This window comes from Variovorax sp. GW821-FHT10B04, from assembly GCF_059415645.1.
This window is the reverse complement of record NZ_JBWKNQ010000001.1, coordinates 440,962-453,208: the sequence shown is the minus strand read 5'-3', so window position 1 is coordinate 453,208 and position 12,247 is coordinate 440,962. Positions and strand designations below refer to the sequence as shown.

Sequence of the window (12,247 nt, the reverse complement as noted above, 5' to 3'; positions counted from 1 at the left end):
CGGCCGGAAAACGCCGCCGCCTAGGGCAAACCACGTTGTTTCAGGTATTGATTGTCCGGCAATATTGGCAGACAGTCACAGGCGGGCGCATCGGGGCCAACCCGCTCGATGCATGCACAAACCGAGGCAATGTTCATGAGCCAGAAGATCGACAGCTCCATCGGGCTTCCGCCATTGGCGCAGCGCACGCTCGCGGCGGTGGTCCAAGGCCACCTGCACGATCGCGCCAACAAGATGGCCGTGCGCGATGTCGAGCGGAGCCTGAGCTACTCGGCGCTGTACGAAGAGGCGCTGGCCTTCGCTGCCGGCTTTGCGCGGCTCGGCGTGGCGCGGCAGGAGCCGGTGCTCCTCATGCTCGACAACCATCTCGACTTCGTGATCGCCTGGTGGGCGCTGTCGCTCACCGGGCGCGTCGAAGTGCCGGTCAACACGGCCTACAAGGGCTCGATCCTGGCGCACGTGATCAACAACTCCGGCGCCCGCGTGATGGTGATCGATGCGCCCTACGTTCCATTGCTCAACGCCGTGGCGGACAAGCTCGAAAGGCTCGAGCACGTGGTCGTTCGCGATGCGGCGGGGAGCCGGGTCACGCTGGCCGGCCGGCTCCGGCAGCAGCCCTGGGCCGCCTTGCGAGGCCCGCGCGAATCGGCCGCGCACATCGACCCGTGGGACGTGATCGGGATCATGTACACCTCGGGCACCACCGGGCCGTCCAAGGGCGTCCGCGTCACGCACGCCCACGCCTACGGCTATGCCGCGCCGCAGGTGCTGGGGCTGGCCGATCCGGACGACGTCTCGCTGTGCACGCTGCCGCTGTTCCACATCGGCGGGCAATGGGCGGCCATCTACAACAACCTCATTGCCGGCGGGAGCAACGTGCTGTTGCCGCGCTTCTCCGCCACCACCTTCTGGGACGATGTGCGGCGCCATGGATGCACCTACACGATGCTGCTCGGCGCCATGGCGAACTTCCTGTTCCGGCAGCCCGCGCGCGCCGACGACGCAACGCATCCGCTGCGGCGCGTGATGATGGTGCCGGTCATGGCGCAGATCGACGAGTTCAAGGCCCGCTTCGGCATCGAGGCGGTATGCACGGCCTATGGCCTGACCGAAGGCTCCACCGTGCTGCGGGCCCCGGTGGGCCGGGCCGAGCCGGGCAAGGTCGGCTGGCCGCGGCCCGACTTCGAGGTGCGGCTCGTCGACCGCCACGACCAGCCTGTCGCCGACGGCGAGATGGGCGAACTCGTCATCCGCACGAACGAGCCCTGGATGGTCATGGACGGCTACCACGACATGCCGCAGGCGACGGTCGATGCCTGGCGCAACCAGTGGCTGCACACCGGCGACGCGTTCCGGCGCGAGCCCGATGGCCAGTTCGTCTTTCTCGATCGCATCAAGGACGCGATGCGCCGCCGTGGCGAGAACGTGTCGAGCTTCGAGGTCGAGACCGAGATCAACGAATACCCCGCGGTACTCGAGTGCGCGGTGATCGCGGTCGCGAGCGATGCGAGCGAGGACGAGATCAAGGCCTGCGTGGTCCTGCGCGAAGGGCAGGGCACCGATGCGTCTGCGTTGCTCGCCTTTCTCGACGAGCGCCTGCCTTACTTCATGGTGCCTCGCTATGTCGAATTCATGAGCGAGCTGCCCAAGACACCCACCGCGAAGATCCGCAAGCAGCAGCTGCGCGAAGCGGGAATCAACGCGCTGACCTACGACCGCACGGCCGATCCGGCGGCGCCACAAAGGAAGAGATGAGCAACGAGACAGGCACAGAGCCCCATGGCGCCACACGCCGGGCATTCGACGATTTCATCGCCCGCCGAGACAGCCTCGGCGACGCGGCGCGGCCCGCGGCCGTCGCGCGCCAGCATGCGCTCGGCAAGCTGTCGGCACGGGAGCGCATCGCGCTGCTGGTGGACCCTGGCAGCTTTCACGAGATCGGCGCGCTGGTCGAGCCGAAGCGCGACACCTTCGACACCGAATCGCTCAAGGCGCCCTTCGACGGGGTGATCACGGGCCATGCGCGCATCGATGGCCGTCCCGTCTGTCTCTGCGCGTTCGACTTCACCGTGCTGGGCGGTTCCAACGGCCGCATCGGCGAATACAAGGTCGAGCGGCTGGCACTGCATGCGCTGGAGCATGGCTGCCCCTTCGTGATGCTGCTCGATGGCGGTGGCCACCGTATCCAGGAGGGCCTCGACAGCCGCCACTTCGCGCAAGGGTCGCACTACTTCCAGACGGCGGTGGCGCTGTCGGGCTGGGTGCCGACCGTGGCGGTGGTGATGGGCCCGGGCTTTGCCGGCCCGTCGAACTTCGCCGCGCTGTGCGACTTCGTGGTGATGGTGCGCGGCACCTCGACCATGGGCATCGCGGGGCCGGCGCTGGTGGCCGCCGCCACGGGCGAGGTCGCCGACAAGGAGACGATCGGCGGCGCCGCCGTGCAGGCCGACCGCAACGGGCTGGCCGACATCGCCGCCGGCGACGATGCGGAGGCCATTGCGCTGGTGCGGGCCTACCTGGGCTACATGCCGTCGAATGCGCGGCTGCCCGTTCCTTCCGCGCCTTCGCGCGAACCCGACGCGCAGGCCGAGACGGGGCTGCTCGACGTGATGCCCGACAACCCGCGCAAGCCCTATGACATCCGCAGCGTGATCGCCGGCGTGGTCGACGAGGCTTCGTTCTTCGAGCTCAAGCCCGGCTTCGCGCCGAACCTCGTCGTGGGTTTCGCGCGGCTGGAAGGACGGGCCGTTGGCATCGTGGCCAACCAGCCGCTGCATCTGGCCGGCACGCTGGACGCCAAGGCGTGCGAGAAGGGCGCGCACTTCGTCTCGGTGTGCGATTCGTTCGGCCTGCCGCTGGTCTACCTCGTCGATCTGCCCGGCTTTCTCGTCGGCAGCCAGGCCGAAGACACGGCGCTGGCGCGGCGCAGTGCGCGGCTGCTGTTCGAGCTGGGCCAGGCCACCGTTCCGCGCGTGTCGGTCGTCCTGCGCAAGGGCTATGGCTTGGGCTACATCGCCATGTGCGGTGGCCGCAGCTTCGACGCCGACCTGTGCGTGGCATGGCCGACCGCCGAGATCTGCGCGATGTCGGTCGAGGGTGCCGTCAATGTCGCCTACCAGAAGCAGGTGAGCGCGGCGCCCGTTCCGTCGCAGAAGCGCGAGGAACTGATCGCGCGCTTTCGCGAGCAATTGGGTGCGCTGCACGCGGCGGAGCACTTCGGCATCGACGACGTGATCGATCCGCGCGACACGCGCTCGGTCATCGCGGCGACGCTGGCGCGCTGCCTGCCGCGCAAGACCAGCCGCGGCTGGCCCGACAAGCGGCACGGCATCTCGCCGATCTGACGCGGCGGCGCCGGCGCTGGCGCCGACGTGCGCCGGAATGGGTGTTTCCCCGGGGGACGGCCGGCGCCGCCACAGCGCCTGGACACAAGACGGTCTTGCAGGGCCTGCCTACGCTGCCTGCATGTCGCCGAAGCGGCGATCGAAAGGCTCCCTTGATGTCCTCCGCCGTGCTGCTGGACCGTCGCGACGGCATCGCCGTCATCACCCTGAACAGGCCCGAACGGGCCAATGTGCTCGACCTCGAATTGACGGCGGCGCTGATCGCCGCTGTCGATGCCGTGGCCGAGGACGCGACGGTGAAGGCCGTGCTGCTGCAGGCCGAGGGATCGCATTTCTGCGCAGGCGGCGACATCGGTGATTTCGTGCGGGCGCGCAACGACATCGGAGCCTTGCTGGACGCGCACATCCCGGCGCTGCATCGTGCGATCGAACGGCTGGCCACGTTGCCGGTGCCGGTGGTCAGCGCGCTGAACGGGCCGATCGGCGGCGGTGGCATCGGCCTCGCATTGAGCGCGGACATCGTGATCGCGGCGGAGTCGATGAAGCTGCGCGGCGGGTACTCCGCCATCGGCCTCACGCCCGACGCTGGCGCTTCGTGGTTTCTCACGCGCCGCGTCGGCGTTGCGCGCGCCAAGGAGATCTTCTTCACGAACGAAGCGCTGTCGGCGCAGCGTTGCCTTGCATGGGGCATCGTGTCGGCGGTCTGGCCCGATGCCGAGCTGGGCGTCCGTGCCGCCGCGCTGGTCGCATCGCTGGCACGCGGTGCCACGGGCGCGCTCGGGCGTGCCAAGCGACTCGTCGACGATGCGCCGCTGCATTCGCTCGCCGAGCATCTCGATCACGAGCACCGCGCCATGGTCGCGTCGGGCCGGACGGCCGACGCCATCGAAGGCGTCACCGCATTCACCGAGAAGCGGGCGCCGGTCTTCGGCCGCCAGCCCACCTGAGCCGATCACCACAAGAAGGAGACATCGATGTTGCGCAGAAATTGGATCACCACGGCGTTGTTGCTCGGGGCCGCCGGCCTCGCGCTCGCGCAAGGCAAGGGCGTGAGCGACGGCGAGATCGTGCTCGGCACGATCACCGACCTGTCCGGGCCGATCGCCAACTACGGCAAGGAGTCCCGCAACGGCATGAACATGGCCGTGGAGGAGATCAACGCGAAGGGCGGCATCCAGGGCCGCAAGGTTCGGCTGGTGGTGGAAGACCACGGCTACGAGCCGAGGCGCGCGGTGCTCGCGGCGCAGAAGCTGGTGACGCAGGACGGCGTGTTCGCCATCCTCGGCCATCTCGGCACCGCGACCAACATGGCCGCATTGCCCTTCCTGATCGAGAACAAGGTCTTCAACTTCATGCCGCAGGGCGCGTCGAAGGAACTCTACGACCCGCCGAGCCCGTACAAGGTGGCGCTGGCTCCGTCGTACTTCTCGATGTCGGCATCGACGCTCGACTTCATGATGAAGAAGAAGCCGTACAAGCGCGTCGGCGTGCTCTACCAGGACGACGACTATGGCCGCGAGGCCTTCGAGGGCGTCGAGGCCTACCTGAAGTCGAAGGGCATGCAGCTGGCGGAGAAGACGACCTACAAGCGGGGCGCCACCGACTTCTCGTCGCAGATGGCGCGCCTGAAGGCGGCCGACTGCGACCTGGTCTTCGATGCCTCCACGCTGCGCGAGTTCGTCGGTTCGGTCGGCGAGGCACGCAAGATCGGCTTCAACCCCGACTTCCTGGGCACCGCGGCCAACTATTCGCAGCAGGTGCCGACGCTCGGTGGCGCCGCCATGGAAGGCGTGTACGGCGCGACCTTCATCCCGCTGCCGTATGCGGACGATGCGAATCCGGCGGTGCGCGACTGGGTCGCCGCCTACAAGAAGCGCTTCGGCGACGACCCGGGTCTCTATTCGATGTATGCGTACTACGCGATGACCACCTTCGCCAAGGTGGCCGACAAGGCAGGGAAGACACTGACGCCCGACAGCTTCAACGCCGCGATGGAAGCCACGAAGCTGGGGCCGGACGCCCTGGGCAATCCGGGCTTCAACGTCTCGAAGGACAACCGCCTGAGCAACCAGAAGGTACGCATGACGCAGGTCGTCAATGGCAAGTGGACGTTGGTGAGCGAGTACCTCGAGCCGGTCGGCGTGTCGAAGTGACGGCTGCGGCTGTGGCGGCGGCCATCGGGCCGCGGCAGCGGATCGGCCGCGTCTGCCTGGGCGACATGCTGCACCGCGCGGCACGCCGCTTCGGCACGCGCGATGCGCTGATCGAGGGCGCGCGCCGCACGAGCTTCCGCGCGCTGGACGACGACGCGAATCGCATGGCCCACGCGCTGGTCGCCTCCGGCCTGGTGGCCGGCGACCGCGTCGCGATGCTCTGCGACAACTCGACCGACATGGTGGTCGCGATGTTCGGCATCTACAAGGCCGGACTGGTGTGGGTGCCGATCAACACGGCGCTCGCGCCGGAAGCGGTGGCCTTCATCCTGGCGCACGCCGAGGCGCGGCATCTGGTGGCCGACGCCCGGCTGCTCGACGACGCCGCGCGGCGCGCACGGGTCGACGCGGCGGGCCTGGCGGTGACCGTCTGCAACGCAGGTGCGTCGGACACCGCGAGCCGGTGGCCGACGCTCGCGCAGCGCATCGCGGGCTTCCCCACGGCGCAGCCGGACACCGACATCGATGGCGACGCGCTGGTCCAGATCATGTACACCAGCGGAACCACCGGGCGCCAGAAGGGCGTGATGCACTCGCATGCGTCGATCCAATCGGTGCTGCTGTCCAACCTCGTCGAGTGGGGTATGGGCGTGGAAGGCGAGGTGTTCAGTTGCCACTTGCCGCTGTTCCACGTCGGGCAGCACGTGGTGCTGCTGTCGGCACTGTCGTGCGGCGGCGCGTCCGTGCTGATGCGCGGATTCGACGCGAACGACGTGCTGCCGGCGATCGAGCGGCACCGCATCAGCCTGATCGTCGGGCTGCCGATGATGTACCGCGCGTTGCTCGAACACCCCGACAGAACGCGCACGGACCTGTCGAGCCTGAAGCTGTGCATCTATGCGATGGCGCCCATGTCGAGGACGTTGCTGACGTCGCTGCTCGACGGCTTCTGCAGCCGCTTCGCACTGTGTTCCGGCCAGACCGAGATGTACACGGCGGCCACCATCTTCCGGCCGGAGCAGCAGTTGCGGCGCTTCGGCGCGTACTGGGGCGTGGCGACGCTGGCCAACGAACTGGCCGTGATGTCCGACGACGGCCGGCTGCTCGGCCCGGGCGAAGTCGGCGAGATCGTCTATCGCGGGCCGAACGTGATGCTCGGCTACTACAAGGACCCGGAGGCGACCGCCGCGGCGTCCCGCTTCGGCTGGCACCACTCGGGCGACCTGGGCTGCTGGGACGACGATGGCGAGCTGCTCTTTCTCGATCGCATCAAGGACATGATCAAGACCGGCGGAGAGAACGTGCCGTCGATCAAGGTCGAGGAAGTCCTCCTGCGCCATGCCGCCGTGCGTGCCGTCGCGGTGGTGGGCCTGCCCCATGCGCGCTGGGGCGAGGCCATCACGGCGTTCGTGGTGCTCGACCCCGCGCAGGCGGCCACGGATGCCGACATCGAAGCGCATTGCCGGGCGCATCTCGGGCGCTTCGAAGTGCCCAAGGCCATCGTGCGGCGCGCATCGCTGCCCGTCACGTCGACGGGAAAGATCCAGAAGTTCGAACTGCGCCAGAGCCATCTCCGGCATTTCGAGGAGGAAGAAGAATGAACACCACGGCGACGCCGGTTTTCGAGACCTTGAACGTGACCCTGGCGGGCGGCGTGGCGCGCATCGAGCTCCATCGGCCGCACAAGGCCAATGCGATCAATGCGGCGATGTGGCGCGAATTGCGCGAGGCCATGACCTGGCTCGACGTCACGCCACAGGCGCGGGTCGGCATCCTGTCGGCGGCCGGTGCGCACTTCTCGGCGGGGCTCGACCTGGCGATGCTCGATGAGCTCAAGGCGCAGACCGCCGACGCCTGCGACGGCCGATCGCGCGAGAAGACGCGACGCAACATCCTCGACCTGCAGGACACGGTGACGGCCATCGAGCGTTGCCGCAAGCCGGTGATCGCCGAGGTGCATGCGGCCTGCGTCGGCGGCGGCATCGACATCATCACGGCGTGCGACATGCGCTACTGCTGCGAAGACGCCTGGTTCTCGGTCAAGGAAATCGACGTGGGGCTGGTGGCCGACGTCGGCACGCTGCAGCGCCTGCCACGGCTGGTGGGCGAGGGCATGGCTCGCGAGCTCGCCTATACAGCGCGCCGTTTCTCAGGCGCCGAGGCGGCGCGCATGCGGCTCGTCAACTGCTGCCATGAAAGCCGCGAAGACCTGGCTGCCGCGGTGGCCGACATCGCCGCGCAACTTGCCGCCAAGTCGCCGCTGTGCCTGCGCGGCACCAAGGAAATGATCGGCTACGTGCGCGACAGGCCCGTCGCGGACGGGCTCAACTACATCGCGACGTGGAACGCCGCGATGCTGTATTCCGAGGATCTGGACGAGGCCGTGAGCGCCGCGCGAGAACGCAGGGCGCCGTCGTTCCGCGACTGAGACGCCTGCGGCGGGCGGCGTGGTGTTCATGGTCTTGGTGTCGGACAAACCCTAGTTTATTGTCTGACAATCCTTCCGTACCATCCGGTTCATGGGTACACCGAATGCCGCGAATGCGGGGCTGAACTTGCCGCCACTCGAATCGTGGTTGCGCGCGAACATTCCGGACTTCAAGGCGCCGGCCGCGCTGCAGCGCTTCAAGGGGGGACAGTCGAATCCGACCTACCTGGTGACCGACGGCGCCGGCACGCGCTATGTGCTGCGCAAGAAGCCCGATGGCGAACTGCTGCCGTCGGCGCATGCCGTCGACCGCGAATACCGGGTGATCGCGGCGCTGGGCGACAGCGAGGTGCCGGTGGCCCGCGCGCTGGGCTATTGCGCTGACGCGTCCGTCATCGGCACGCCCTTCTATGTCATGGCCTTCGTGGAAGGACGCGTGCTGTGGGACCCGGCGCTGCCGGCGTGCGACCGCGCCGAACGCACGGCGATCTACGACGACATGAACCGGGTGGTCGCCGCGCTGCATCGCGTCGACCCCGCCGCCGTGGGGCTTGCCGACTACGGCCGCAGCGGCAATTTCTTCGACCGCCAGATCGGGCGCTGGACCCGCCAGTACCAGGCATCCGCCACCGAGCCCATGGCCGCCATGGAGCGCCTCATCGAATGGCTGCCGGCCCATGTGCCGCCGGACGACGAGACGGGCATCTTCCACGGCGACCTGCGCATCGACAACATGATCTTCCACCCGACCGAGCCGCGCGTTCTGGCGTTGCTCGATTGGGAGTTGTCGACGCTCGGTCATCCGCTCGCCGACTTCGCGTACCACGCATTGCCATGGCGCCTGACGGCGGCGCAGTTCCGCGGCATGGCCGGCACCGACTACGCCGCGCTCGGCATCCCGGACGAGCGGAGCTACCTCGACGCGTATTGCCGCCGCACCGGCCGCGCGCCGGTCGATCCGGCGCATTGGGAGTTCTATCTGGCGTACAGCATGTTCAGGCTGGCCGCCATCCTGCAGGGCATCCTGAAGCGCGCGATGGACGGCACCGCATCGAGCGCCGAGGCACGCGAGACCGGTGCCAGGGCACGTCCCATCGCGGAGGCGGCGTGGCGCCAGGTCGAGGCGCACTTCCCGCGCGGCGAACGCTAGGCCCGGCCCATCCGCTCCATCCGACCCAGACCGCACCCATCCGCGCACGACGCGACATCGGCAAGACGCCATCCAGAAAGGTTCATGTGTTCGAGTTTTCTCCCAAGGTCCAGGATCTCCAGCAACGCCTTGGCGCGTTCATGGAAGAACATATCTATCCCAACGAGGAGCGCTATTACAAGGAGGCCGAGAGCCTGGGGCCATGGAAGGTCGCGCCCGTGCTCGACGAGCTCAAGCCGAAGGCCCGGGAGGCCGGGCTCTGGAATCTGTTCCTGCCCGAATCGGCGCATGGCGCCGGGCTGACGAACTTCGAATACGCGCCGCTGTGCGAGATCATGGGGCGCTCGCATCTCGCGCCCGAGGTGTTCAATTGCTCGGCGCCCGACACGGGCAACATGGAGGTGCTCGCCCGCTACGGCACGCCGGAGCACCAGGCGCGCTGGCTCAAGCCGTTGCTGGCCGGGGAGATCCGCTCCTGCTTCGCGATGACCGAACCGGGCGTTGCGTCGAGCGACGCGACCAACATCGAGTCGAGCATCGTGCGCGACGGCGACGACTACGTGGTGAACGGCCACAAGTGGTACACGACCAATGCGACCGACCCGCGCTGCAGGATCGCCATCTTCATGGGCAAGTCGGACCCGGACAACGCCGACCGCCACAAGCAGCAGTCGATGATCCTTGTGCCGATGGACACGCCCGGCGTGAAGGTGGTGCGGCCGATCGCGGTGTTCGGCTTCTACGGCGTGCCCGACCGTGCATCGGAAGTGGTGTTCGACAACGTGCGCGTGCCGGCGTCCAACATGCTGCTGGGCGAAGGCCGTGGTTTCGAGATCGCGCAGGGCCGGCTCGGGCCCGGCCGCATCCACCACTGCATGCGACTGGTCGGCCTGGCCGAGCGGATGCTCGAGCGCATGTGCAGGCGCAGCCTGTCGCGCGTCGCCTTCGGCAAGACGATCGCCCAGCAGGGCGTGACGCTGGAGCGCATTGCGCATTCGCGCATCCTGATCGAGCAGGCGCGCCTGCTCACCCTGAACGCCGCGCACCGCATGGACACGGTGGGCAACAAGGTCGCCAAGGCCGACATCGCGATGATCAAGGTGGCTGCGCCGCAGATGGCCTGCCAGGTGATCGACTGGGTCATACAGGCACACGGTGGCGGCGGCACGAACAACGACCTGGGCATTGCATCGGCTTACGCGACGGCGCGCCTGCTGCGCCTGGCGGACGGCCCGGACGAGGTGCATTGCGCACAGCTTGGCAAATTGGAGCTCGCCAAGTACCGTTGACGGTCCGGCGCCGGACCACGCCGGAGCAGCGTGCGATGCGTGAGAGACAAGTGAGCGATCCGCGGGACATGCGCGGGACCTAAGCGACACATACGCGGCCAGATCAACCAGGAGACAAAAAATGCAGATTCAAGTCGACTCGAGCGAATTGCGGCCCGCGCGGGCCATCTCGTCATCCGTGTCCGAACGGGTGATGTGGCTCAACGCAGATCGCGTGCTGTACGTCGGGCTGTTGGGCGAGCCATCGGTGCGGACCTTCGGCGCTTTCTCGATCTATGTGTCGTTGCGTGGTCCGCATCGCATCTGCGTGGACGGCGGCAAGTGGGAAGAGACGCAGTTCTCCGTCGTTCCGCCTTATGTCGGTCATCGCATCGAGTCGGACGAGCGAATGATCTGCAACATCCTCATCGAGTCGGAGACGGTGCGGCTGGACGATCTGCCCGAACACATCCGCAACGGCCGCGGCGCGGTCGATGCGCCGGAGCCGCTGCAGACCATGCGCGACGCGCTGGACAAGTTCAAGCGCTGCGCCAGCCGGCAGTACGCCCGCACGGAAGATTTCGACGAGAACTTCTTCGGCGACGCGCTGCCCACGCGGGCGCTCGACAAACGCATCGGCGCCGTGCTCGACAAGATCAAGTGCGACCCCAACAGCCACACGTCCGCCGAGGAATGCGCCGTTGCATGCCACCTGTCGGTGTCGCGCTTCCTGCATCTCTTCAAGGCGGAGGTCGGCTCGCCTTTCCGCAGTTTCCGCACCTGGCAGCGTGCGCGCAGCGTTCTCTATTACGTGACGCAGAACGCCAACCTGGCCAACATCGCACTCGATGTCGGCTATCCGGACTCGACGCATTTCAGCCACTCGATCCGCCAGGTCTACGGGCTCACGCCCAAGTCCATCTTCGCGGGTTGCCGCAAGCTGGCGCTGTACGGCAGCGGCGCAGCCGCTGCGCCGCGCTACGGCTTCAACTGATCCCGTCCACGATCCATCCAGAGAAGCCAAGGCATGCAGATAGGCATCGATTTCACAGGCCGCCACGTCGTCGTGTTCGGCGGCACCACAGGCATCAACTTCGGCATTGCGCAGGCTTTTGCGCGCCAGGGCGCGCGCGTGACGGTGGCGAGCCGCAAGCAGGAGAACGTCGATGCCGCCGTCGCTGCGCTGAGCGCCCATGGCGGCCAGGTCTGCGGCGTCGTTGCGGATGTGCGGGACTTCGACGCGGTCGGGGCCGCCTTCGCGACGTCCGTCGAGAAGTTCGGTCCGATCGACGTGCTGATCTCCGGCGCGGCCGGCAACTTCCTGTGCGAAGCCAAGGACATGTCGTCGAACGGCTTCAAGGTGGTGGTGGACATCGACCTGGTCGGCACTTTCCATGTCTTGCGGCAGGCCCATGCGCACCTGCGCAAGCCGGGAGCCGCGGTGATCAACATCACGGCACCGCAGTCCTTCGTGCCGATGCGCTACCAGGCGCACGCGAGCGCGGCCAAGGCCGGCGTCGACCAGCTCACGCGGGTGCTGGCGCTGGAATGGGGCGCGGACGGCGTCCGGCTGAATTCCATCTCGCCAGGCCCGATCGACGGCACCGAAGGCTTCCGCAAACTGATGGCACCGACGCCGGATGACCGGGAATTCGCGCGCAACCAGGTGCCGCTCCAGCGCTTCGGCACGCTGGACGACATCGCGAACCTGGCGCTCTTTCTCGCCTCGCCGTATGGGGCATACATCTCGGGTGCGCTGATCCCGTGCGATGGCGGCGGCGCCTTCGAAAGCGTCAAGCCGGCGCTGGAAGCCGCCGGGCGAGTGCCGGCGTAGTTCCAGCATTCGATCGCGAGGCGGCGCCGGGTTTTGCCGCACGTCCCGGGCGCGTTCGCCAGGTGCCCGC

Annotated in this window: 10 protein-coding genes; all 10 read left to right on the top strand. The window is 67.8% G+C overall.

Annotated features, from left to right (window positions below):
• Positions 1–135: 135 nt before the first annotated feature.
• Complete coding sequence (locus AC07PZ_RS02170; RefSeq protein ID WP_495293359.1) at positions 136–1,755, top strand: AMP-binding protein; 1,620 nt, start codon at positions 136–138, stop codon at positions 1,753–1,755.
• Complete coding sequence (locus AC07PZ_RS02165) at positions 1,752–3,344, top strand: acyl-CoA carboxylase subunit beta (RefSeq protein ID WP_495293358.1); 1,593 nt, start codon at positions 1,752–1,754, stop codon at positions 3,342–3,344. Before AC07PZ_RS02170 ends, AC07PZ_RS02165 begins: the two co-directional genes overlap by 4 nt.
• A 155-nt stretch (positions 3,345–3,499) precedes the next feature.
• Complete coding sequence (locus tag AC07PZ_RS02160; protein WP_495293357.1) at positions 3,500–4,291, top strand: enoyl-CoA hydratase-related protein; 792 nt, start codon at positions 3,500–3,502, stop codon at positions 4,289–4,291.
• Between the two features lie 27 nt (positions 4,292–4,318).
• Positions 4,319–5,497 (top strand): ABC transporter substrate-binding protein, encoded by a 1,179-nt coding sequence (locus AC07PZ_RS02155; protein ID WP_495293356.1) that lies wholly within the window; start codon positions 4,319–4,321, stop codon positions 5,495–5,497.
• On the top strand, positions 5,494–7,098 hold the full coding sequence (locus AC07PZ_RS02150; RefSeq protein WP_495293355.1) for a class I adenylate-forming enzyme family protein: 1,605 nt from the start codon (positions 5,494–5,496) through the stop codon (positions 7,096–7,098). The genes AC07PZ_RS02155 and AC07PZ_RS02150 overlap by 4 nt, the downstream gene beginning before the upstream one ends.
• Entirely contained in the window at positions 7,095–7,925 is an 831-nt protein-coding gene (locus AC07PZ_RS02145) for a crotonase/enoyl-CoA hydratase family protein (protein ID WP_495293354.1), read from the top strand. Before AC07PZ_RS02150 ends, AC07PZ_RS02145 begins: the two co-directional genes overlap by 4 nt.
• A gap of 91 nt (positions 7,926–8,016) precedes the next feature.
• Positions 8,017–9,075 carry a phosphotransferase gene (locus AC07PZ_RS02140; RefSeq protein WP_495293353.1) on the top strand — a complete coding sequence of 353 codons (1,059 nt, stop codon included), beginning with the start codon at positions 8,017–8,019 and terminating at the stop codon, positions 9,073–9,075.
• Between the two features lie 86 nt (positions 9,076–9,161).
• Complete coding sequence (locus tag AC07PZ_RS02135; RefSeq protein ID WP_495293352.1) at positions 9,162–10,364, top strand: acyl-CoA dehydrogenase family protein; 1,203 nt, start codon at positions 9,162–9,164, stop codon at positions 10,362–10,364.
• A 121-nt stretch (positions 10,365–10,485) separates the two neighbouring features.
• Complete coding sequence (locus tag AC07PZ_RS02130; RefSeq protein ID WP_495293351.1) at positions 10,486–11,337, top strand: helix-turn-helix domain-containing protein; 852 nt, start codon at positions 10,486–10,488, stop codon at positions 11,335–11,337.
• Between the two features lie 33 nt (positions 11,338–11,370).
• The gene (locus AC07PZ_RS02125) at positions 11,371–12,177 is read left to right on the top strand and encodes an SDR family oxidoreductase (RefSeq protein ID WP_495293350.1); all 807 of its coding nucleotides are present in this window, start codon (positions 11,371–11,373) and stop codon (positions 12,175–12,177) included.
• Positions 12,178–12,247 lie beyond the last annotated feature (70 nt).